Source organism: Paenibacillus sp. PAMC21692, assembly GCF_014303795.1.
In the GTDB taxonomy this organism is placed as follows: domain Bacteria; phylum Bacillota; class Bacilli; order Paenibacillales; family Paenibacillaceae; genus Pristimantibacillus; species Pristimantibacillus agaridevorans.
On record NZ_CP060293.1, the window covers coordinates 7,611,465 to 7,633,893 of the forward strand.

Sequence of the window (22,429 nt, forward strand, 5' to 3'; positions counted from 1 at the left end):
AACGAACCGGGGGAATTGTTTGGTGCAATTTTTAATTTTTTTTTTGGGGGAGTAGATGAAACAGTTCAAAGCCATCAAAGAGGAAACGGGTGAAATCCTAAGGGGACAATATGAGTCCGCCAGACAACAAATGGAGCCTTACATCCCCTTTATCCAAGATAATCTGCTGAATGGCCGACCGCGAACGAGAATATTTATATGCCTGAAAAGTACGCCTGCTGTCATGCATTCTAAGTTCATCATTTTGGATTTTGTTGAAATGGAATGTTTCGCTGATAAATGGCACGGTTTTTCGGAAAAGCAAATTAAATATACAGAAGTTCCATTAAACACATTTATCGGAGTCGTTAAATCTTTAACTCGTGACAAACTGGACTGGTTCCCGGCTATGGTCAAGGATCATCCCAAGATGCACGAGCTAATTCAAACGCTGATGGCTGCTGGATTTCGGATCAGCGTCGGTGATTCAGATAATGATGTGGAAATCACGATTCATCATAATTAAAAACACAACCTACAGCCGCTATATCTTAGCGGTTTTTTTGTATGTGCGGAGTTATGGGAGTCAACAGCAGAGGAGCAACTTTGATGGCTGCCAATCTTCCCCGCACGCTCCTTTGCCTGACCAGCATCGGCCGAAACAGCTCGTATAATGATTGTATCTCCGTACCTTGGGGTCACCTCACGAAACGGAAAATAAAGTACGTTAAGCCGTCGATGTGTCCGATTAGGTTCATAGAACCGGCGACTGATCTGTCAGAAAATAGTGAAATAGACCCTATCCAGACAATTTTGAGACTGCGGTTGACGACAGCTTAAGGTGCACTTCAACCTGGACTAACAAGGCTTAATAATTCGTTAGCGTACGATTATTTCCGTTTCGTGAGGTAACCCCATATAGGTGTAAGCCAAGGTCAATCAACAGTCTGAAGCCCGTGCTAAAATCTTGCTCGTCCATCCAGTCATCGAACGGGTTAACCCATGGCGCGGGTCATGGAGGGATGAATCATGGCAATGCCAAAGCCCAGAAAAAAGCTTGAAGGAATGGAATGTGGGAATCGTCACGAATGATGCTTCCAGAGCATGTGCGAGCGCATAATGCTCAGCAAGCAGATCAGAAGAAGCAGCCGCGTACTCCTTGGATGAACAGGAGAATGAGTTGGTCGCGAGAGCGCTCGGAGACAGCTTCAGTATGAAGGTGTCCGTCCGGGTTCTTTTATACGGCGAGTTCGAGCAACGCGAGGTCAACGGAGTCGTTGAGCGGCTGGATCAACTACGTAGGCGTTTCATGGTAGATGGTGAATGGGTTTCTTTTGCGGATGTCGAGGGCGCCTCGGCCGGAGAAAGTGCTAGCGTCCGCTAATGCGTAGCATCATTAATCTCTGGGGCTACTCCCAAAGAGAAATAAAAGACTCCGGCGATATGGCACGCGGACAAGCTCGTAATATCGCCTGGCGGCGATTAAAACTACTTCAGGAGATAGAGCCATAGGGAAGCGATGTTTCAGCCTAGCTGTTCGAGAATTTTCGCTTCGCTCATGTTCTCCCCCTGCATTCCTTTGGTATATGTATCCGATGCGATCACTATATCACTGCTTTTTTGTTCCGTCTATCATCAGGATCCCGGTCAACATCCCTACTGTATATATAAAGTTGGGAATATCACTTTAAATTTTTAGTTTACAGCACTTCGCTTTAAGCGCAAACTAGTATTCCTGCCCTCAGTCGATCAGAATCGTATCTATAATCAATCTTTCCATCGCACATGGGTTAGATAATGAAAGTGGCATTCTGCGCCTTAAAATGGCGTTGGAGGCTTCAACGTTATTTTCCTTCGCATCGATGGACGTTTACAAAAAGTTCAATTGCACATACTACGTAAATATACGCTAAGGGCTGAAGTTATTTCGAGTGAAGTATAAAGCCCATGCTGATCGCACTTTCGTTGTTCGGTATCGCAGTGGTTATAAAAATACATCTACACATAAATACAGTTATACACAAGTGCAGTTCAAGGTGATTTGGTTTACCTCGATGCGCTGGACCGGGACTGTGATAACTGTACAAAAGAAAATAAAGTTTTAGACTGACGATGCTTTATTAAGCTAACGAGCTGCAAAGTGGGTAATAGATGGAGTACTACAAATGTTAGAACTACTCATTCTTTGGGTGTGGAGCTATAATCTATGTAATATTTGATATTACATTCTAGACACGATTTAGTTTTTTAAGTGGAGGTGGAGCAAGTTATGCGCTTTTTAAAATATCTATGTATATTAATTGTATATGTCGTATCGTATTGGAATGGCTTTCAAATGTACAAGAATGCTCTTTGGGCAATCTCGGGGGAACGACTGGGTGGGGACACTCATGCGACGGTACTTTGGACGGTATTTGCCTATGTTCCGACAGGCCTCATATACCTTTTTATATGGTACATTATCAGGCATATTGTGAATCGTCCCTTCCTCCGCTATTCCCTATATCCGATTTGTTGTTCGCTAATTTTTTGGCTACCAACTTTATTCTTCGTGGGAATGCTTGGTGGCGGCAGTTTATTTTCATCCGAAGCCCAGCTATTGCATATAATGTTTGCCTCAACCGGGATAACTTTTGGTTTGGGTTTTAGTTTAGTTTCAATAGTGTTCAATAAAAGTGACAGGCAGAACAATTAAAATATGAATATCCATTTGATATTAGCGCTAGCGCCTCGTTAACATTAAATAATTAAATCTATAAATTCCAAGGGTGAACAAAACCGACCGTTAAACGGTCGGTTTTGTATTCATTGATATAAATTATCCGGATACATTTACAGAACGCTCCATATCACCGAAAAGAGCAGAAAGGTTAGTTTTTTGAAAGGTATATAGGGCTTTAGGTACATTGGAGTCTACTTTTTTCCATATCTCATGGCAAGGAAAACCATCATGCTTACCAGTAACAGAAACCGTCCCGTTACTGTTTATTACTACATTGTACTCCCAGTCAATATTCGGAGACCCATCTACTGCAGGATTATTGGATGCCCCTCTGAGGTATACAGTCGCTTGTGTCTTTGCCGAGTTCATTGAAGCAGTATAAGTCATTTCGCCTGTATCCGTTAACAAGGTAGAAATCGTATCCGGTGAACCGTTAAACCAAACAATTCTTTGTCTTGTTGGACCAACTTCCGAATAAACATTAACTGCCCCAGTCGCGAAATTAGCAACAACATGTTGGGCCATTTTATACTTATCAGGTTGATCTACAGAATCATACGTAAATCCACGGTTATTTCCTTCAAAAAACATACCATAAGTCGGAGTTGATTTAAACAAAATCCAATCATCATCAATGAAAGCTGTTGTACGCACTCTAACTATATTTGCCATAATCACCATCTCCATTTTCAATTTATTGAGGAGAGACCATGGGACGTAAATATGGAGAGCGTCCTTCTCTCCATATCGTTTATCTCCCTCATTAAGATAGGTAATTACAGAAACCAATCTACAACCATTTTTAAAACTTGCTTATTCTAACAGGAATTGATGATGACCTCCGTCCATAACGTAAAGAAGGCTGTCGTCAATGCCTGTTCCAGAACCTTCTTTTGTGGCAATTGTGAAGTCCGTGGGCTCCAGGTAAAGAAATTCGGGTTTGAACAGTCGCTTGAAGTAGCAAGCGCAGTGGCCAAGCGAACCTATCTCTTATGCCACGACGTTCATTACACCCTGGTTGTGCTTTATTTATAAATTCTTCTACAACTCGTCTAGATCGGGGCTGACCAATCAAGGCGCTGCCGAAAAAACGACATTGTGGGCAGAGAGCTTCAGCCAATTGCTAAAGAAAACGGATCGGACGGTCTTCGAGTCTTATGCCTGTCCCTCATCTTTAACAGGGAAGGGCCTCTTGGTATCCTGGAACAGTTCAATTAAGGCGAGACGCATGTGTTGCAGGGCATCTTCTTGAGGCATTCGAATAAATCGAGTATGCCAGAGCATTTCTGGTTCAAAGAATTCTAAAAGTTTCAGCATAGCGTCCGGATCTTGGTTTTGGGCTTGGCTCACCAAGCTCATAAACTCATCTTCTGTGAGAGCGACTTGAGGGTTTTCCTTTTCCACTTATTGACCCCCTGTTGCGATATATTTAATTCCTTTGCCAATTGTGTTTCGGTTTGGTTCTTTATAAAAAGACCATGAATGATCTTACGCCCAATGCCAGGCTGAATTTCAGCCAGTAGTTGCTGAACAAATATGCGATTATCAACCATTTCGAAAGGATGATAATACGGATGATTGTGTTCCATCCATGAACACTCACGCTTGCGTGTACTTCGTGCTTTATACTGCAAACGCCAGGCTATTCGTTGCAATTCCTTCTTGTAATAGTTTACGTCGCTCATAGTTTACCCCCTTTCATTGGTTTCTTTAAAGTATGTGAATTACTAGAAATCGGAACGGTGTTTGTACAATACAAGGAGATGAAAAGGGCCTTTAACAACCAAATTAAGAACATACGTCCTTATTTTATCTCTGTTTCTATGGTGATTTTGTCGGATTCTGTCGATCCGTTTAAATTAAAAAAATAATTTTGAGTGATCAGCCAACAATGTGGCCGGATTGTGATTTACTGCTGTATCGTCTCCTTATCGAATCGGGGGGTTCTTAATACAAATCAAACGATTGGTTACGTAATTCGCTAACAATTAGTCATTATAATGAAGTTAAAACTACTAGCGGGGTGTTTTGAATTGTTCAAATGGCTGAAGCAAAAAAGTTTGCTCGCAACCAGCTCGATCGTTTTATCCGTTCTCTTCCTGATCATCATTGCAATTATGGCAACGGTCATGTATCTTGCGCAGAAAGAAGCCGCTTATCACGAATTCGAACAGCTTGGCAGAACGCTGAGGGCTCAGACGCAAGCCAACATCAGTGTAATTGAGCCTATGGCAAACGCAGTCAACTCGGGCCAACCGATCCCGGACAACGAAGGTTCCATTACAAAAAGACTGCTTAACGGCATGACAGACGATGACACGATTACGAACGCCTATTATTTTTCTGCTAAAACCACAAGCCTGAACGGATCTCATCAACTGTATTTTCTCCAAATCAGCGACTCCTTTGGCGGTCCCGAAACGCTGACCGCGCCTTACGAAGCTGGCAGCATCATTTTCAACCACTTCGACGAAGCCCTTTCAGGTAACCACGGGTTAAGCGCACCTTTCGAAGATGGTTTCGGCACTTGGATTACCTATTTGGCGCCAATTCTGAATGTCAAAGGAGAGCCTATCGCCGTATTTGGCATAGACTTCGATTATGACAAAGTCGAAGCGCGCATGAGTACAATGCTCCTTCGCGCGGTTGCCCTGGGCCTCATTGCCGCCGCGCTTGCCATCGGCATCATGATTCCGCTTCTGCGCTTGGCCATCCGCCCTCTCCAGAATCTAAGGAACAACGCCAAGCTGGCCGCAGGCGGAGACTTGACCGCCTCCGTCCCCGTAACTAACGGCAACGAAATCGGACAGGCGGCGGAATCCTTTAACGAGATGATCGGCAGTCTTCGGAGGCTCACGATCAACATCCAGCAATCCGCTCGAGAGGTGGGGGATTCGTCTCTCAATCTAAAGGAGACGGCTACCCAAACAGCGCAGGCAACAAACGAAATTACGGAGTCGATCCAGAACGTGGCAGTCGGCACGGAGACGCAGCTGATCAGTTCGCAGGAATGCCAGACCGCGATGACCGAGATGGCAGTAGGCATTCAGCGCATCGCGGAATCATCCGGCGTCGTGTCGGAGCTGGCTATCGATACGGCGAAGCTGGCGGCGGAAGGCGGCATCATCATCGACCGTACGACGGGGCAGATCGAACGGCTGGAGCAGCACATCATCTTCGCGGCGGAATCCATGCGCGAGCTCAACGAATACAGCAATCGCATCGGCGACATTCTGTCCCACATCAGCGAGGTAGCGGGCCAGACGAATCTGCTTGCGCTCAACGCTTCGATCGAAGCGGCGCGCGCCGGCGAGCATGGCAATGGCTTTGCCGTCGTTGCCACCGAGATTCGCAAGCTGGCCGAGCGTTCCAGAGAATCGTCGGAGGAGATCGCGGAGATACTCCAAGCGATCAGCACGCGCTCGGGCACGCTGTCCAAATCGCTCGAGACTTCGGCTTCCGAAGCGAGAGAGTGCACGAGTCTGGCTGGCGGCTCCGGCGATTCGTTCCGCTCCATTCTGGTAGCCGTCGAAGAGGTCAGCTCGCAGGTTCAGGAGGTATCCGCGGCTTCGGAGCAAATGTCCGCCAGCAGCGAGCAAATCGCAGCTACGCTCGAAGAGCTGGCCCGTATCGCGCAAACTTCGGCAGGCCATTCTCAGCAAGTCGCTGCCGCATCCGAGGAGCAGCTTGCCTCCGTCGAAGAAGTCGCCGGCGCAGCCGAGCAGTTGCGCACGCTTGCCTCTGAGCTTAATACAGCGGTGAGCAGGTTCCGGGTGTAACGCAAAGAGGGTCAACCGGCTATATGCCCGGTTGACCCTCTTCGCGTTCCCCGATTATTCGCTCTCCACTCGTATCGGCGGACTTATCATTCCTTCTCCTTGTTGCCTTTCATAAGCCGAAACGGTGTACACGCCGCTTTGCAAACCTCCCGAAGTTTCGCCCTCGAAGACGTTGCGATCCGTCATGGCGATCAACTGATGATCCCTGTAAATGTTATACAAACAGGCTCCTTCTACCGTCTCCCACTGCAGGCGGCTGATTGCGCCATCCGCGATTATAGGACATTGGGCTCGCCTGACGGATGCAGTTACCGGTATGCACTCCCATTATGAACGATAGGCAGCCAGCCATTGTAGCTGAAAAATCAGCTACAATGGGCACCAAAGTGGACCTGAGGCGCAAATGTAGCTGAAAAATCAGCTACAATGGGCTCCAAAGCAGGCCTGAGGCGCAAATGTAGCTGAAAAATCAGCTACAATGTGACCCAAAGGGTGCCTGGTACGCAAATGTAGCTGAAAAACCAACTACGTTGAGCTCACCGGGCGCATAGCAAGCTCGGATAGCACCAGATCGGCTGGAGCAGCCCCTGACGTTGTAGGGCTATGTAGCCATAAAAGCAACTCCCTCTGCCCAAGGGAGTTGCTTCTTGTTTTTTATCGGCTTTTCTATCATTGCTACAGCTTAGTACACCCGTCTTTTCGTCACAAGCAAGTCATATAATTGCGTTGAAAGTATCGACAGGTTCCTCTCGGATGTGCGCATTTATTTGAGACCGCTCGTACTAATGCCCTCCACGATATGCTTCTGGAAGAGGAAGAACACGCCGATGACGGGCAGCAGGCTGACGATGGACATCGCGAACATCGCGCCCCAGTTCGACAACGTATCCGCATCGAGGAACATCTTGAGCGCCATCGATACCGGGTAGAGAGACGGCTTGTTCAGATACAGCACCGGCCCGATAAGATCCTCCCATCTCCAGTAGAAGGAGAAGATCGCGGCCGTTGCCAGCGCAGGAGCGATCAGCGGAATAATGATTCGGTAGAACAGCTTGAACTTGCCGCAGCCGTCGATCGTCGCCGCTTCGTCCATCTCTCTCGGGATGGTATGGATGAACTGCACCATCAGGAAGATAAAGAACGGCATGCCGAAATACGCCGGGATAACAATAGGATTGATGGAATTCAGCCAGCCCAGCTTGGAGAAGAGAATGTATTGCGGGACAAGCACGACGTCATGCGGCAGCATAAGCGTAATCATCATGATCGTGAACCAGAATGCGCTGCCCCAGAATTTCAGCCTAGCGAATCCGAATGCGACGAACGCTGAGGAAATAACCGCGCCGATCGTAGCAAGCACGACGAGCACCAGCGAGTTCCAGATGAAGGTGCCGAACGAATAGCCGCCAATGCCTTCCCAACCTTGCGTATAGTTGCTCCAGATCCACGGATCCGGAATGAGACTGTCTGATGTAACGAAGATTTTGTCGCTCGGCTTGAACGAGCTCATGAGCAGCCAGATGACGGGATACACCATGATGAGAGCTCCGCCGGCCACGAACAGATGATAGATCGTCCATTTGAACGTTTTGGCAGGAGAGAGCTCGCGAGACTTGCCCTTCGGTCTCTTGCTCATCCCCATGCCGCCGGGAGAAACGGATGCCGTCCGCCCTGAAGATTGATCGGCCATCGCTTACCCCTCCTTCGACTCGTAATGCACCCAGAACTTTGATGACAGGAACAGGACCGACGTGAGCACGGCGACGATGATCAGCATGACCCAGGCCATCGCGGATGCATATCCCATATCAAAGAATTGGAAACCTTGGCGGAACAGATACAGCGAGTACAGCAGCGTACCGTCGAGCGGTCCGCCCGTGCCTTTGGAAATAATGTATGCCGGCACGAACGTCATAAACGCCCCGATCGTCTGCATGATCGCGTTGAACAGGATGATCGGCGTCAGCATCGGAATCGTAATTTTAAAGAACCGATGAAAGGCATTCGCCCCGTCTACGCTGGCTGCTTCGTAAAGCGGACGCGGAATATTTTTCAGACCAGCCAGGAAGATCAGCATGGACGAGCCGAACTGCCAGACGGAGAGCGTGATCAGCATCCAGAGTGCAGCCAGCGGATCCGCGAACCAGCGTACGCTGTCGAGACCCAGCGAATTCAGCAGCAGATTGATGATGCCTTGATCGCCGTAGATGTTGCGCCACATGATGGATACCGCGACGCTTCCTCCGATGATGGAGGGCAAATAATATATAGTACGGTATAACCCGATTGCCTTCGAAGCCGTGTTCAGTAGCATGGCGACCATCAGCGCGAACGCCAACCGCAGAGGCACCCCGATGAAAACATAGAGGAACGTGACCTTAAGCGACTGCCAATACTTCTTGTCCTTCGTGAACATCTCCACGTAGTTATCGAGCCCGATCCAGCCGGGCGTGGTAAACAAATCGTAATCCGTCATCGACAGATACAGCGACGCGATAATGGGAATCAGGGTGAAGGCTAGAAACCCGATAATGAACGGGCTTATGAATGCGTAACCGGTCAGCTGATTTTTCCATGCCGTTCTCATACTATCCAACTCCCGCTGACTTAATAAGATTGTTCAAAAAGTCGATACTGAGAACCGGACTTTTTGAACTGGGATTAAGAGCCGCGGCGACCAGCCTTGTGCCTGTCGCCGCGGAGCGTTATGCCTGTTTGACTAACTCCCTATTTGTTCTTGCCCAAAATAGCGTTCGCTTCTTCGCGGAATTGCTTCGCAGCGTCTTCAGGAGTCAACTGCTGGAAGTCCATTTGTTCCGTCAGCGTCATGAACAGCTGGATGATTTCCGCCGTGCCGACCGGATCCGGAGGATCCATCGGGGAGCTGTTCTCTTGCGCCCAGGAAACGTAGTCGAATACTTGAACCTGCGCCGGAGCGAGGTCCGACTTAATGGCATCGATAACCGTCGAATTGACTGGCACGCCGCGGTCGCCTTTGATCAGCTTGTTCGCTTCCACGTTATTGACCCAGAAGTCGATGAACTTGGCTGCTTCTTCCTTCACCTTGGAGTTCTGGGAGATGGAGAAGTACATGCTTGGCTTCAGATACAGCCCTTTTTCTCTATCGGGACCTGGCATATGCGCCATCTCCAGCGGGCGGTTTGCCACTTGCTGAATGCCGACGAATTGGTTCGTCCATTGGAAGATGCCGACCTGTTGGCCTTTCACGAGCATGTCGTCTTCTACGCCTTTGATCTGCGCCTTCACGTCCGGAGCAGGCGTGTCGCCGTCCTTCACGAGCTGAGCCAGCGGCTTAAAGAAGTCGACGAACAACTGATCGTCCTCATAGCCAAGCGCGGTGCCTTCCGCGTTGTAGAGATGCTGACCTTTCGTACGGAGGTAGTAGCCAAAGAATACTTCCGGGCGGAAGCCGTTGTCGAAGTACAGTCCCGCTTCCTTCGCTTTGCCAGCCAGTGCATAGTAGTCGTCCCAGTTCCAGTTTTCGTCCGGTTTGTCTACGCCAAGCTTCTTAAGCAACTCGGGGTCATACTGGAAGTTGACCGCGTTGACGCCGATGTTGAAGCCAAACAGCTTATCGCCGATGCGACCGCCGGATATCGCGTTCTCCGAGATGTTTGCCGTATCAATGCCCGCGTTCAGGAACGGAGTCAGGTCGGCCAGTTGTTTTTTGGAACCATATTGCGCCAGGTAGGAAATATCCATCTGCAGAATATCGGGAAGCTCGTTAGCCGCCGCTTGCGGAGCAAGCTTCTTCCAGTAATCGTCGAAGTTGGCGTATTCAGGCTCGATCTTTACGTGAGGGTTCTGCGCCTCGTACATCTTGATGACTTCCAAAGTGTAATCGTGTCGTGGCTGCCCACCCCACCATGCCATGCGGAGCGTTACGTTTTTGGGTTTATCCGTCGCCGCGCCTCCGTTGCTTGTGGATGTACTTGTCGGATCCGCCGAATTGCCGTTCCCTCCGGCGCAAGCTGCGAGCGAGAACGCGACCGTACATGCAAGAACTGCCGTTAACCATTTTCTCATGTCTGGCTCCCCTTCCGTGCTTCACTTGTTTTGTAAGTGTTTACATTGCTAATTTTATAGGCTGAAGCCCTTTGAAGGAATGTAAATAGCAGGTCTCTTTGTATAAAAAACAGAGGTTCCGTCAAGGCAACCTCTTGTATTCGGAGGGCGAAACGCCCGTATATTTTTTAAATACCTGGCTGAAATATTGCGGATTATCGCCAAAACCCAGCTTCTCCGCAAGCTCGAACACTTTCACGTCGCCGCCGAATCCGATCAGCTCCACGGCCCTTTCCATCCGCGCCTTCATGACATAATTGGAGAACTTCTCTCCCGTTTCCTTGCGGAACAGCTTGCCTAAATAATCGGCGTTCATGTAGAGAATCTCGCTCGCCACCCATTGCAGCGACAAATCCGGATTGCCGATATGCGCTTCGACGATCTCGTGGATCTGCCCGATGATGGAGGAATGCCGGCGCTTCTGATTGTCGTAGTTGCTCTGACAGATCAACCTCGCCTTCTCCTTCACGAACGTCTTTAATCCTTGCATGGTCGCGATGCCCTCCAACCGGCCAAGCTCCTTCAGATGCTCGTTCATGGACGAAGGATCAGCCTGACGAATAAGAGCTACGTAAAGAGGGATGAGATAGGACTTTACCGTCAAATCATCAAAGCGATGCTCCTCCAGCGATCTAAACACCTCATCCAGCTCCTGCATGACGGCATCCAGATGGCCGGACTTCGCAAACAGGCATAAACGGGCATCGTCGTACAAAAATCCGCTCTCTTCACCCGTTGAAGGAACCGGCGTTGCAAATGCCGCTATCAGCTTCTCCTGCTCGGGAGCAAGCCCGCTTTTGTCCTCTCCGCCCTCTCCCGTATCGCGGACCGTGATAATGCTGCCTTCGCCGAGATAAAAGCGGAAGCTCATACATCTCAACGTCTCCAGATACATGCGGCGAGCGTCCGTAAGCGGTCCGGGATCGCTGACCGCGATCGTCGCGTCAAGCCGGTAATACCCTTTGAACGTGTTGCGTATTTCGTGCAGAACGGCCAGCAGCCTTTCTTCAGCGTAGGTGTTACGGACGAGCAGCAGCGCCTGATTGCCAATTGTTGTGCTCAGCACAAGATTGGACCGCTCGATCAAGTCCTCCGCGATGTTCTTGAGCGCGAACAGCTGCTCGAATTCGAATTGTCCTTCGAGCTGCAGCAGCAGAAGCCGGGCCTCGGCATTTTCCACCTCGATGCCAAACAATTCCTTGTATCTCTCCCAGTCTCCGCGCCCATACATCTTGTTCGTGACAAGCTCCTTGAGGAACTGCTCCTTAGCGCTTGGCAGCACCTGACGGAGCTCCTGCTGCAGATTTTCCAGGAACTGCGTCTTCCGCTTCTGCTCGCCCAGCCCCGCGACCACCTCGGACAACGCTTCGCCGATTGTATTCTCGTTGCACGGCTTCAGCAAATAATGTTTTACGCCATATTGCATCGCCTTTCTCGCGTAATCGAATTCGCCAAAGCCGGACAACATAATAAAGGCGATCGACGGGAACAGCTCCCGCGTCCGCTCCGCCAGCTTGAGCCCGTCCATGCCCGGCATCCGGATATCGCTGATGACGATGTCGGGGGCATGCTCCTCAATAAACGTCAGCGCTTCCAGCCCGTTGCGCGCCGTTCCGGCCAGCTCCGTTCCATATTTTGCCCAATCCATGAGACCGGCAATCCCCTCCAAAATAATTCTTTCATCGTCGACAATCAGCACTTTATACATGTGGATCCCTCATTTCTACGGGCAGAACGAGCGTAATCCGCGTCCCTCCGCCTTTATTGTCTCCCACCTCGAGGCCATACCCTTCTCCGAACAGCAGCCTGATCCGTTCATCAATATTTCGGAGGCCTATCCCTGTTCCTCGAGGCACCAATTCTCCCGAATCCAGACGGGCGAGCACGTCATGTTGGATGCCCGGACCGTTATCCGAGACCGTAAGCCGCATAATGCCGCCGCTTTCCTCCGCCTCTACAGTAATAACGCAAGTATCGATCATCGGCTCCAGCGCGTATTGAATCGCATTCTCCACGATAGGCTGCACCGACAGCTTCGGCACTAGACAGTCATTCAGCCGAGCCGGGATATGACTGCGGAAGTCCAAACGTTCCTCGAATCGAATCGCCTGAATCGATATATAATGGCCGATCGTCGCCATCTCTTCCTGAAGCGGAACAAGAGGCTCCTTGCCGCTGATGGAACTGCGAAGCAAATAACCGAGCGATTCCACCATCACGGAAATTTGCTTATGCCCCACTGCCTTTGCCGACCAGTTGATGGATTCCAGCGTGTTGTATAGGAAATGGGGGTTGATTTGCGCCTGCAGCGCTTTGAACTCCGTATCCTTGATCGCCAGCTGCTTGACGTAATTTTCATTGATCAGTTCGTTGATGCGCTCCACCATAATGCGGAAGTTGCGGTGCAGCAGCCCCGCCTCGTCCATGGCCGGTTCTCTCTCTCCCGGCAGTAGCGCGTATTCGAAGTGTCCCATCTGCACCCGCTTCATTCGGTCGCTAAGGCGCTCGATGGGACCCGTCACGGAACGGGAGAACCACAGCGCCGCCATGAGCACCAGCAAGAACACAATGAGGTAAATGACAAACACGGACTGCTTGGCCGTCTCCGTCTTGCGGAAGATCGCGTCATAAGGCTGAATATTGAGATAAGTCCAGTCCATGTAGTTCGACGGTACGTAGGTGATGAAGAAGCGCTCGCCGTTCACTTCTCTCATCTCGTAGCCGCTTCCGTCTCTATGGGAGACGTTCAAAGCGCTGACATCGATGCTCGGGTTGGTGGGGTATACGGACTGCCCGTCCCCCGCCAGAATCGCGAACATGCCGTCGCCTTGATTCACGGGACCAGCCAGATCGCGAAACAGTCTGGCCAGATCCAATCTGACCGCTAGCGTACCCAAAATATCCAGCTCGAGATTCCGCACTTGACGGATCTGCCTTCCCGCAATTAAGGCGCCATCCCCGTTCTCGGGAAAAATGTAGCTGATCCCGCCGATATTCCGCTCCGTCTCGGCTATAACCTCTTCTATCCGCCCGGCTGACAGCATATTCGCATTGGCGCCGTGCTTATACTCCCGCTGGTACACATCAATAAGGTGGAACGACAGCACGTACTTCGCGAAGCCGCCGATCGAAAGCAGCCGCTCCTGCAGACTGATCGCCACCAGAAAGTTGTCGTAGTCCGAGCCGCCTTGCTTGATAACGTCCAGATATCTCTGTATGGAGCCGTCGGTCGCGATCGTAAACGTGAGCTTCTCCATGTCGCGAAGCTCTTTCTCCACTCCTAGCGAGGCGCTGTTAAGCGCGCTGGCCGACTGCCTGTAAATCTCGTCGTCATAGGCTTCGAACGTGAAGCGCATGACGAAATAGGTCGCGAGGCCAATGACCAGCATCATCAGCGAGATGAGCCCGACCAGCTTGTATTTGATCCGCAAGTTCGAATAAAACGCTTTCAATTAGAGCTCACCTCCCTCTGTTGTCCCGGCTCCCGAGCAGCCTATGGTTCGTCCCACTATTATAAGGAGGAAGATGGCGACGTGCAATCGCCTATCATTTATTCAACCAGATTACGGAAATTATCGTTTATAACTCGTCGCGATCGGCTTCATAAGAGGTGCTTTCTCGAACTTTTTTTTCATTGGCAGGATTGTTTAATTCACTGCACGAATACCCTTAAATATGGATAGTTTGCGATGTTCATAAATAAAACGTTATAGGAAATATCCGCAAAATACTAAGGATAGGAGTTTTTCTCTATGGATTTTCAACAAATCATTGAAAAATTGGAAGAAACCAGAACCGAGTTGCTCGTAATCCTTGCAAGTATGAATGGTAATCAAATAAATAAACAAAAAGACCTTGAAAGTTGGAGTATTAGTCAGGTCTGTCAGCATCTCTATATCACAGAGGAATTGTATGTCGTAGCAATAAGGAAGGGATTAAAGAGCAAAGAAGATTCATTTATAGCAAACAAACCAGTAGAACGTCTATTAGACAGAAGTAATAAATTAGAAGCACCTGAAATTGCCAAACCATCTAATGAAGTATTAGAATACCAAGTGATTATAGAAAAGCTGAACAATTCAAGACAGAAGCTACATGAACTTTTAAGTACAATTGAAGATTCTTCAGTGCTGAGTAGAAGACATTTTGTACACCCTGTTTTTAAAGAGATGTTATTAATTGAATGGCTCGAATCCTTGTTCATTCATGAACAAAGACATATTCAACAAATTAAAGAAATTATAGACGAAAGAAAAGGATAGAGCCTACATTAACTCTAACAACAAGAGAAAGTAAAAACCCACCCAACGGTTAGCGCCAGAGGTGGGTTTTTTAATCCTGTTCGACTTTGAAGGGAATAAACCATCCAAGCCAATTGTTAAGCCGAGTGTTAGCCGCACTCGGCTTCTTTAAAAGTATGATAACACTTGGAAAAAGAAGTGAACCAGGTAAATCTGTTCAGCCAGACCGCACTCAATTTCCCGTACGGTACTTTCGTTCGCTGTGAGAATCCTGTTTCGTGCGCTCCTTGTCCTTCTCGTCTTGTTGCTCGATGGTCTGGTCCTCAACCGGGATCGGATCGACCGTGCGCTCGCTGACAAACTTATCGAACAGACTCTCATTCTCCGTCGGAATACCTTCCGGATTGTCGCGCTTGCCCTGCTGCTCGCGCCGGTTATCGGCGCTTCGTTCGAATTCGTTCATTGCCGTCACCTCCCAAGCAGATTGTATATCTACTTACCCCTTTTTCTGCTGACCTCAAACCTATAGCAAGAAATATTTCCCCAGTCTGGATATCTTCTGACACCTAGCCCTGCTCCGCAGCCTTCCCTGCCGTCTCAGCCTTCTTGGATCCATTTAATAGAACTACGCCGCCGATGATAAGCAGTATGCCGCCAACCGTGTAGGCGTTCCATGCGTCTCCCCAAATCCATACGCCGATGACCGCCGTTATCGCGGTGCCGACGCCCGACCAGATCGCGTAAGCGAGACTAAGCGGGAGCGTCCGGATACTAATCGACAAACAGTAGAAAGCAAGCGCGAATCCGATAACGACGCCAAAAGACGGAAGCAGCACCGTGAATCCCTCCGATAACTTCAGCATGGAGGTGCCGAATATTTCCGTGACGATGGCGAGCGACAGCCAGCCGTATCCCTTCAGCAAGGACTGCTTCGTTACCCGTTCCATCAATGCCCGCCTCCCGTTAATTTCATTACGACAACGCCGGCGATGATCAGAATCAGCCCCAGCCCCTTCTTCCAGTCCAGCCGTTCTTTGAACGCGATAACCCCGATCATGGCTGTAAGCGCCGTGCCCAGGCCGGACCAGATCGCGTAAGCCGTGCCAAGCGGGATTACAGTGAGCGCCAGCGACAGACAATAAAAGGCGACTCCCATGCCAAGTACAACGCCCAGCGATGGCATGCGCCGCTTGAAGCCGTCGGACAACTTTAGCATGGAGCTGCCGAACACCTCGCTGACGATCGCGACGGCCAGCAACAAATACGCGATCGTCATGTTCGTGCCTCCCCCTCCGTCCACTGCGTCAGCCTGGCCTGTACTTGGCTTCGCAGCCCGTCGTCCAGCAGCCCGAAGCCGAACAGCTCCGCGAACCAAAGTCCGTCGGTCGCAAGCCGGATAATCGTGGACAGCACGGGATCCATTCCGTCAGACTGAATTTCGTTCTGCCACGAATCGTATTGCTCCCTAAGCGTGCCCAGCAGCTCCGGCCTTGCGAACAGCGCGGCGATTAGCGCCGTCGTCAGTACATCAGACTCCGATCCTCCCCGGAACGTCGAAGCCACATAGGCACGACTCCACTTCCCCGTCTCACGCGGATCCTGCTTCACCCGGCCTTCCATATCGGCGACAAACGTATCCGTAATGTGCTCCACCAATCCTTTGATCAGTGCTTCCTTGCTCGCAAAATGATGCAGCAACCCGCCCTTGCTAACGCCCGCTTCCTGCGCGACCGCGTCCAGCGTCAGCTTCGCCGCCCCTTCTTCCTTGATTATTCTGGCGGCAGCCTCCAGCAGCAAGGCGCGTTTGGAATTCGACCTCATGTCCGATCCTCCTCAGGTATTTGTTAATGTTAACTATACCGTCTGGACGGTTTTTTAATCAAGGGTAGGATCAATTTATTGCAGCAAGCCACCTTCTAGTGACGGTTTCCGCAAACCCACCAAGCTTCGGAAAGCATGCGGGAAAGAGGGAGCACCGAAAGTTCAAAAAGCTATACGTTGCAAATGCTAGAGCTACCCGACACCATTAATTCGCATCCGTTATTGCAGTGTACACGGTGCTCTTCCTCGCTCGAGGATGCTGCATGCCAGGGGTGCGAGATGCGCCAAGTCTTCGATCTCCCACAGTCACGATTTGTCGTCATCAAACGGAGGATAAATGCTGCCCCCATTACCATTCTCTGGAGCAAGACAGCAACGACAAAATCGTATGATTCGGACAAAAATTGAATCTCTAATCTCTATAAAGATCAAAAATCACCCTTACGGGTGATTTTAAGTTTCGGATGCATACTCGCGTGCCTCGAATCAACTATTCCGGCGCCATTGTATATGATTTTTCATACTCGTATGCCTCGAATCTACCATTCCAGAGCCATTGTGTATGATTTTTTATACTCGCGTGCACAGCGAGGCCTATGATGTGTATTAATAATGAAATCATGAGAGTGGATTGCAATGTGTGTATGATTTATAAATTAGTTCAATGAAGCTTCCGCAACAAACGTGTTGCGCAAAACGCCTATCCCTTCGATCTCCGCTTCGACTATATCTCCCGGCTTCAGCCACACCTGCGGCTTCTGTCCCATGCCGACGCCTGGAGGCGTGCCCGTGCTGATCACATCGCCCGGCTTCAATGTCATCGTATTGGACAGGAATGAGATCAAATAAGGAATATCGAATATGAGCTCCCTTGTATTGGAATTCTGCATCAATTTCCCGTTCAGTCTCAGCTTGATAGGCAGGTTGCCGGGATGAGGAAGCTCGTCCGCAGTTACGATCCACGGCCCGATCGGAGCGAAGCCGTCGATCGTCTTGCCGCGCGTCCATTGCGGCTCATTAAGCTGGATATCCCGCGCGCTTACGTCGTTGAGCACGGTATACCCGAACACATAATCCATCGCTTCCTCACGCGATACCCGCTTCGCTTCCTTGCCGATGACCACCGCAAGCTCCACCTCGTAATCGCATTGTGCGACCTCTGCGGGAATCGCAATGCTCTGCTCATGCGCGGCGATACAATTCGAATATTTGGGGAACAGCACGGGCACGGAAGGCACCTTCATGCCGGACTCGATGACATGGTCATGATAGTTCAGACCGATACAGATAATTTTCTCGGGATCGGTCAGCGGCGACAACAACACAACCTCTTCCAGCGGCCATCCTTCGGCTTCTTCCACCCATGTCGCAAGCTCCCTCTCCGACGGCTCAGCTTCCGACAGACGCGCGATAAATGGCCGCATCGTGCCGTCCGTGCGAAGCGGTCGAACGATATTGCCTTCGCCCAATACGCCAATTTTCAGCTTTCGTTTCTCGTCTCGTTTCTCATAAAATTGCAGCAGTTTCATCTCTTTATTCCTCCTTCATCTATGCCTTGCCCGTAGTCCCTTCTGCTATTAAGGCTTCAGCAAAATCTTGGCGATGCCGCCGGGACTTCCAAGCAGCGTCTCAAAGCCGGCCGCCCCTTGCTCAAGCGGCAGCACCCGCATCCATGACGACAAGTCCACCCGTCCCTGCTCCAGCCAGTCGAGCGCTGCTGTAAAATCTTGAGGCGCGTAAGCAAACGCGCCCCGGCACGTTATTTCGCGTCGGATGATATCATTAATTGGCAGCAAGCTATCTGCTTCGTGAAGGCCGGTAAATACGACCTTGCCGCCTGACCGAACCGCTTCGACGCAGCGTTGACGGGTAACGGACGCACCGACCGCGTCCACTGCCGCATCGAATTCGCCCTCCGCGGCAACGGCTCCTTGCCCGCCCATCGCGCTCGCAATCGCGAGCCGCTCTTCGTTAATGTCCACGATGACGATATCTTGCAGTCCGCTGATGCGTGCTGCTGCCAGCACGAACAGACCGATGGGGCCCGCCCCATAAATAAGCAGCCGGTCTTGCGGCTTCCACTGCAGCAATCGGCCGATATGCGCCGCGCACGCAAGCGGCTCCGTCAGCACTCCGTCCCCGAGAGAGATGGAATCCGGCAGCCGAAGCACATTGTCCGCAGGCACCGCGATAAATTCTGCGAATGCTCCCGGACGATGTGCACCTAGCAACGCCCGCGACTCGCACAACTGCTCCTGCCGGTTCAAACAATACGAGCATTCGCCGCAAGTCACGAGCGGATTGACCACCACTCTGTCCCCCGGCTGCCAATGCAAGGCACGGCTTCCCGCGCGCTCCACGATGCCGGTAAACTCATGACCCATAATAAGCGGCGGCTTGCGGAGCGAGTTATGTCCCAAATATCCGCCAAGCTCGGAGCCGCATATGCCGGCATAGGCGACTCGCACGAGCAGTTCATCCGCCTTCGGCTCAGGGATGTCCGCTTCCCTCATATTCATCACGCGCGGTCCTTCATAGATTAATGCTTTCATGAGCTAACCCACCTTTGAACTCTATTCGCAACGGTTCTGCCCGAATCAACTCATCCCGTTTCCGAGGTTTTAGTTCACCCGATAACGGTTCAGAACTTCCTCGTCCATTTCTACGCCCAGCCCTGGACGGTCAACCGGCACAGTAACGTATCCGTCCTTGAACTCGATCTCCCGACTGACCAGATCGCGAGCGAGCGGAGAAGAAGACACCGTATGTTCAATCATAAATCCATTCGGAATAGCTGCCGCAAAATGAGTGCTGGCTGCTACAAGAATGCCCGTCTTGAACGCATGCGGCACGACCTTCTTGTGCCGGTCATAAGCAAGATAAGCAATTCGTTTGCCCTCGGTCAGTCCGCCTACTCTGCCAAGGTCCGGCTGAATAATGTCCAGATGCCCTTCGTCCAGCAGACGCTGGAAAGCCAATCTGCCGGCTTCCTGCTCGCCGCCGGCAATCATGATTTTGGAGCGATCGGCCAGCTCGCGGTAACCGTTAAGATCATTGGAGTGCACCGGCTCCTCCAGCCAGTATACGCCATACTTCTCGTATACCTCGGCCATGCGCAAAGCCCCCTTAAGATCCCACGCGAGGCCGGCATCGATCATAATATCGATGTCATCGCCAACGGCCTGCCGGATCGCCTTGATCTGCGCTTCGTCAAACCTGGCGTTGCGGCCGATGGGCCCCCAGCCAAACTTCATCGATTGGTAGCCCTGCTGCACATAACCTTCCGCCATCGCTACCGCTTCTTCGATCGTCTCCGGCATCAGAGCGCTGGCATAAGCTTTCAGACGCTTGTTAAAAATGCCGCCCATCATCTCGCAGACAGGCCGATTCGACGCTTTCCCTACAATATCCCACAAGGCCATATCTACACCGCTGATGGCGTGCAGTGCGGGACCGCTTCTGCCGAAGTAGATGGTTCCGCGATACATTTTGTCCCACAAACGCTCTATTTCGAATGGATTCTCGCCAATCAACAAACTTCTGAGACCGGTCGCAATCGAGTGAGAGGGCGGCGTGTCTACAACGGCCTTGGCTACGAGCGGAGAAGAATCTACTTCTCCGATCCCCGAGATCCCTTCGTCGGTATGTATTCGAATGACTAACGTATCCTGCGTTCCGTCGCATTGGCTGGCATCAAGATCAGGCAAACGCAAATAAATCGCTTCGACTTCCGTAATTTTCATGGTTGATTCCCCGTTTCCTTATGAATGATAATGCCGGCTGCTTCAAGCAAATCATGCCGCAGCGGCGTAAAGGTTTCCAGCACAAGCGAATCTTCGAGCGCAAGCACGTCATGAGGTACGTCGCCAGGCACATAAATTTGCTCACCGGCGTGTACTATCCTTTCTTCTCCGCCAAGCCTCATCCGAATTTTGCCTGAAAGAACGAAGCCAAGCTGCTCATGCGGATGGGCGTGCTCGGCGCCATACCCGCCCTTCTTGAAATCGATTAACATGCTCATCATCCGCTCTCCGGGTGAAAGCACCTTGCGGCGAATGTCCGGACTGATGGACTGCCACTCGCCATCTGTTCGATGTGGTTCCGTCATCACATTTAGCCTCTCTTCCTCATCTCCCTTATCAGAAGGTGATGGATAATCCGCCGTCTACCGGCAATATGGCTCCCTGAATATAAGAGGCTTCCTCCGACGCGAGAAATAAAATAGCGCGTGCGACCTCATGCGGCAAACCGGGCCGTGCGAGGGCGATCTTGCGTTGCCCCACATAGTAGCGCTTGAAGTCCTCCGTCTCCAGCTCATTGACGCCGCCAATGACCGACAACGCCGTGTCGATAAAGCCGGGCGCTACGCCGTTAACGCGGATGCCGAGCGGCGAGAGCTCCAGCGCAGTGCCGCGAGTCAATTGGTCAAGCGCACCCTTAGCCGCATTGTAGTGGCTTGACTTCATCAGAGCCCGCACTCCGTTGATGGACGACACGTTGACGACGGCTCCGCCGCCCGTTCCCTTCATCGCCCGTGCCGCATACTTGGTGCACCAGTAAGCCCCGTTTACAATCGTATCGAATACGGCCCGCCATCGCTCCGTGCTTTCCTCCATAAAATCGCTTTCATAGAACATCGCCGCATTGTTGACAAGCACGTCGACCCGTCCGGTAAGCGTCATCGTCTGCTCGATCAATCGCTTTACGTCTTCCTCGACGGAAACATCGGTCGCAATAAAATGTACTCGTTCCCTGTAACGTTCCAACCGAAGCAACGCCTCGGTTCCGCTTTTGACGCTGCGACCTGCAAGGACCACATCTGCGCCTTCGGCGGCAAAATGTTCGGAGGTCTCCAGGCCGATGCCCGTTGCCCCGCCCGTAATTATGACCGTTCGGCCGTTAAACCGACTCATTGCGCATCCCTCCGTTGCTCCCGTATCCCTTGCGCGTCAATGCGGCAGCAGGGATCCTGTATAGTTGCGGGGATACGCCTTGGCCCGCACGAACCCTTCTGCATAACGAACGCCGCTCTGAATCCCGCGGAATCTCGACATCACTTCGATCATCTCGATCGCATTGGAGCCATATTGATCCTGCAGCCAATCGCCTACCTGACTGACATGTTTGCCCAGCATTTCTTTTTTTGAGCTCATGGTCTCCGTAATATCTACGTATTCGTCCGGGTGGAAGCCGATGCCCACCACACTGTCGACAAAATAGACAACGGGAATTTTTTTTAACGGTTCGCTCGCCGTAACGATGTTGGGTACGGTTGTCATAATCGCCACATCATTCGCCACCTGCCCCGTTACCGTATGGTCGGGATTGTACAAATCCTGCGGCCAGTGCGTTAACACGACGTCGGCTTCGCTGCTGCGCATCGCTTCAATAAAAGCCAGTCTGACTTCGGCTGTATCGAACAGAAACTCGTCCGGATAATTTAACCAGAGCAGCTTTGCGCCAATGACCTCGGCCGCTGCAATCGCCTCCAGTCTCCTAATTTCCGCAATTTCAGCCTTAGGCAATACGGGAGACCCTACTTCTCCATTTGTTGACACCGCTATCGTCACCTGATCGCCGCGCGCGGCATATTTGGCCAACGTCCCGCCGCACAATATTTCTGCATCGTCGGGATGAGCCACTATGGCAAGTACATTCATTTCCTATGACCTCCTCCTGTTATCGTTGCTGGTAATAAATCCATCATACTTTCATATATCGTAGATTGTCAACAATCTTCAATTGATCGTTGAATGAATATATAAATTCGCGTATAATACTTATTAGGAAATAGAACTAAA

The 22,429-nt window shown here is 50.9% G+C and carries 22 protein-coding genes; 4 read left to right on the forward strand and 18 right to left on the reverse strand.

The features are described from left to right. Positions 1-55 precede the first annotated feature (55 nt). Together H7F31_RS30395 and H7F31_RS30400 are read left to right on the forward strand one after the other, a co-directional pair. Positions 56-505, forward strand: a complete 450-nt coding sequence (locus H7F31_RS30395; protein WP_187101872.1) for a hypothetical protein — start codon at positions 56-58, stop codon at positions 503-505. A 633-nt stretch (positions 506-1,138) separates the two neighbouring features. Further along, positions 1,139-1,363: a YolD-like family protein gene (locus H7F31_RS30400; protein WP_187101873.1), complete on the forward strand. Its 225-nt coding sequence runs from the start codon at positions 1,139-1,141 to the stop codon at positions 1,361-1,363. Positions 1,364-2,797: 1,434 nt separating this feature from the next. Here H7F31_RS30400 and H7F31_RS30405 read toward each other — a convergent pair. Together H7F31_RS30405 and H7F31_RS30410 are read right to left on the reverse strand one after the other, a co-directional pair. Further along, positions 2,798-3,373 carry a DUF3238 domain-containing protein gene (locus H7F31_RS30405; protein ID WP_187101874.1) on the reverse strand — a complete coding sequence of 192 codons (576 nt, stop codon included), beginning with the start codon at positions 3,371-3,373 and terminating at the stop codon, positions 2,798-2,800. A 483-nt stretch (positions 3,374-3,856) separates the two neighbouring features. Next, complete coding sequence (locus H7F31_RS30410) at positions 3,857-4,105, reverse strand: hypothetical protein (protein ID WP_187101875.1); 249 nt, start codon at positions 4,103-4,105, stop codon at positions 3,857-3,859. Positions 4,106-4,734: 629 nt separating this feature from the next. On the opposite strand from H7F31_RS30410, the gene H7F31_RS30415 reads away from it, so the two are divergent. Then, positions 4,735-6,480, forward strand: a complete 1,746-nt coding sequence (locus H7F31_RS30415) for a methyl-accepting chemotaxis protein (protein WP_187101876.1) — start codon at positions 4,735-4,737, stop codon at positions 6,478-6,480. Between the two features lie 54 nt (positions 6,481-6,534). Here H7F31_RS30415 and H7F31_RS30420 read toward each other — a convergent pair whose 3' ends face one another. The 6 genes from H7F31_RS30420 to H7F31_RS30445 all read right to left on the reverse strand — a co-directional run bounded on the left by H7F31_RS30420 (position 6,535) and on the right by H7F31_RS30445 (position 14,018). Then, positions 6,535-6,702 (reverse strand): hypothetical protein, encoded by a 168-nt coding sequence (locus H7F31_RS30420; RefSeq protein WP_187101877.1) that lies wholly within the window; start codon positions 6,700-6,702, stop codon positions 6,535-6,537. A gap of 541 nt (positions 6,703-7,243) precedes the next feature. After that, on the reverse strand, positions 7,244-8,116 hold the full coding sequence (locus tag H7F31_RS30425; RefSeq protein WP_187105618.1) for a carbohydrate ABC transporter permease: 873 nt from the start codon (positions 8,114-8,116) through the stop codon (positions 7,244-7,246). A 57-nt stretch (positions 8,117-8,173) separates the two neighbouring features. Further along, on the reverse strand, positions 8,174-9,067 hold the full coding sequence (locus H7F31_RS30430) for a carbohydrate ABC transporter permease (RefSeq protein ID WP_087571912.1): 894 nt from the start codon (positions 9,065-9,067) through the stop codon (positions 8,174-8,176). Positions 9,068-9,207: 140 nt separating this feature from the next. Then, positions 9,208-10,527, reverse strand: coding sequence for an ABC transporter substrate-binding protein (locus H7F31_RS30435; RefSeq protein ID WP_187101878.1), 1,320 nt, complete (start codon positions 10,525-10,527; stop codon positions 9,208-9,210). A gap of 121 nt (positions 10,528-10,648) precedes the next feature. Further along, positions 10,649-12,274, reverse strand: a complete 1,626-nt coding sequence (locus H7F31_RS30440; RefSeq protein WP_187101879.1) for a response regulator transcription factor — start codon at positions 12,272-12,274, stop codon at positions 10,649-10,651. Beyond that, positions 12,267-14,018 (reverse strand): sensor histidine kinase, encoded by a 1,752-nt coding sequence (locus H7F31_RS30445; RefSeq protein ID WP_187101880.1) that lies wholly within the window; start codon positions 14,016-14,018, stop codon positions 12,267-12,269. The genes H7F31_RS30440 and H7F31_RS30445 overlap by 8 nt, the downstream gene beginning before the upstream one ends. Positions 14,019-14,318: 300 nt before the next feature. Between H7F31_RS30445 and H7F31_RS30450 the strand changes: the two genes are divergently transcribed. After that, on the forward strand, positions 14,319-14,828 hold the full coding sequence (locus H7F31_RS30450) for a DinB family protein (protein WP_187101881.1): 510 nt from the start codon (positions 14,319-14,321) through the stop codon (positions 14,826-14,828). A gap of 211 nt (positions 14,829-15,039) precedes the next feature. Here the strand turns inward: H7F31_RS30450 and H7F31_RS30455 are convergent, their stop codons facing one another. The 10 genes from H7F31_RS30455 to H7F31_RS30500 form a co-directional block, all read right to left on the reverse strand. After that, entirely contained in the window at positions 15,040-15,270 is a 231-nt protein-coding gene (locus H7F31_RS30455) for a hypothetical protein (protein ID WP_087571860.1), read from the reverse strand. A gap of 103 nt (positions 15,271-15,373) precedes the next feature. Further along, positions 15,374-15,727, reverse strand: coding sequence for a DMT family transporter (locus H7F31_RS30460; RefSeq protein WP_315970581.1), 354 nt, complete (start codon positions 15,725-15,727; stop codon positions 15,374-15,376). Positions 15,728-15,753: 26 nt separating this feature from the next. After that, positions 15,754-16,083, reverse strand: a complete 330-nt coding sequence (locus H7F31_RS30465; RefSeq protein WP_187101882.1) for a DMT family transporter — start codon at positions 16,081-16,083, stop codon at positions 15,754-15,756. Continuing rightward, a complete protein-coding gene (locus H7F31_RS30470) occupies positions 16,080-16,628 on the reverse strand; it encodes a TetR/AcrR family transcriptional regulator (RefSeq protein ID WP_187101883.1) in 549 nt (182 codons plus the stop codon). The genes H7F31_RS30465 and H7F31_RS30470 overlap by 4 nt, the downstream gene beginning before the upstream one ends. A gap of 656 nt (positions 16,629-17,284) precedes the next feature. After that, complete coding sequence (locus tag H7F31_RS30475) at positions 17,285-18,157, reverse strand: fumarylacetoacetate hydrolase family protein (RefSeq protein ID WP_187101884.1); 873 nt, start codon at positions 18,155-18,157, stop codon at positions 17,285-17,287. A 48-nt stretch (positions 18,158-18,205) separates the two neighbouring features. Beyond that, the gene (locus tag H7F31_RS30480) at positions 18,206-19,180 is read right to left on the reverse strand and encodes a zinc-dependent alcohol dehydrogenase (RefSeq protein ID WP_187101885.1); all 975 of its coding nucleotides are present in this window, start codon (positions 19,178-19,180) and stop codon (positions 18,206-18,208) included. A 69-nt stretch (positions 19,181-19,249) separates the two neighbouring features. Further along, positions 19,250-20,371 (reverse strand): mandelate racemase/muconate lactonizing enzyme family protein, encoded by a 1,122-nt coding sequence (locus H7F31_RS30485; RefSeq protein ID WP_087571850.1) that lies wholly within the window; start codon positions 20,369-20,371, stop codon positions 19,250-19,252. Next, positions 20,368-20,736 (reverse strand): cupin domain-containing protein, encoded by a 369-nt coding sequence (locus H7F31_RS30490; RefSeq protein WP_187101886.1) that lies wholly within the window; start codon positions 20,734-20,736, stop codon positions 20,368-20,370. Before H7F31_RS30490 ends, H7F31_RS30485 begins: the two co-directional genes overlap by 4 nt. 31 nt (positions 20,737-20,767) lie before the next feature. Continuing rightward, the gene (locus H7F31_RS30495) at positions 20,768-21,541 is read right to left on the reverse strand and encodes an SDR family NAD(P)-dependent oxidoreductase (RefSeq protein WP_187101887.1); all 774 of its coding nucleotides are present in this window, start codon (positions 21,539-21,541) and stop codon (positions 20,768-20,770) included. A 36-nt stretch (positions 21,542-21,577) separates the two neighbouring features. Continuing rightward, entirely contained in the window at positions 21,578-22,288 is a 711-nt protein-coding gene (locus H7F31_RS30500; RefSeq protein WP_187101888.1) for a PIG-L deacetylase family protein, read from the reverse strand. Positions 22,289-22,429 lie beyond the last annotated feature (141 nt).

Coding starts and splice junctions, on each gene's coding strand:
- H7F31_RS30395 (WP_187101872.1), top strand. CDS start 56: ATGAAACAGTTCAAAGCCATCAAAGAGGAAACGGGTGAAATCCTAAGG.
- H7F31_RS30405 (WP_187101874.1), bottom strand. CDS start 3,373: ATGGCAAATATAGTTAGAGTGCGTACAACAGCTTTCATTGATGATGAT.
- H7F31_RS30425 (WP_187105618.1), bottom strand. CDS start 8,116: ATGAGCAAGAGACCGAAGGGCAAGTCTCGCGAGCTCTCTCCTGCCAAA.
- H7F31_RS30430 (WP_087571912.1), bottom strand. CDS start 9,067: ATGAGAACGGCATGGAAAAATCAGCTGACCGGTTACGCATTCATAAGC.
- H7F31_RS30435 (WP_187101878.1), bottom strand. CDS start 10,527: ATGAGAAAATGGTTAACGGCAGTTCTTGCATGTACGGTCGCGTTCTCG.
- H7F31_RS30440 (WP_187101879.1), bottom strand. CDS start 12,274: ATGTATAAAGTGCTGATTGTCGACGATGAAAGAATTATTTTGGAGGGG.
- H7F31_RS30450 (WP_187101881.1), top strand. CDS start 14,319: ATGGATTTTCAACAAATCATTGAAAAATTGGAAGAAACCAGAACCGAG.
- H7F31_RS30455 (WP_087571860.1), bottom strand. CDS start 15,270: ATGAACGAATTCGAACGAAGCGCCGATAACCGGCGCGAGCAGCAGGGC.
- H7F31_RS30465 (WP_187101882.1), bottom strand. CDS start 16,083: ATGACGATCGCGTATTTGTTGCTGGCCGTCGCGATCGTCAGCGAGGTG.
- H7F31_RS30470 (WP_187101883.1), bottom strand. CDS start 16,628: ATGAGGTCGAATTCCAAACGCGCCTTGCTGCTGGAGGCTGCCGCCAGA.
- H7F31_RS30475 (WP_187101884.1), bottom strand. CDS start 18,157: ATGAAACTGCTGCAATTTTATGAGAAACGAGACGAGAAACGAAAGCTG.
- H7F31_RS30480 (WP_187101885.1), bottom strand. CDS start 19,180: ATGAAAGCATTAATCTATGAAGGACCGCGCGTGATGAATATGAGGGAA.
- H7F31_RS30485 (WP_087571850.1), bottom strand. CDS start 20,371: ATGAAAATTACGGAAGTCGAAGCGATTTATTTGCGTTTGCCTGATCTT.
- H7F31_RS30490 (WP_187101886.1), bottom strand. CDS start 20,736: ATGACGGAACCACATCGAACAGATGGCGAGTGGCAGTCCATCAGTCCG.
- H7F31_RS30495 (WP_187101887.1), bottom strand. CDS start 21,541: ATGAGTCGGTTTAACGGCCGAACGGTCATAATTACGGGCGGGGCAACG.
- H7F31_RS30500 (WP_187101888.1), bottom strand. CDS start 22,288: ATGAATGTACTTGCCATAGTGGCTCATCCCGACGATGCAGAAATATTG.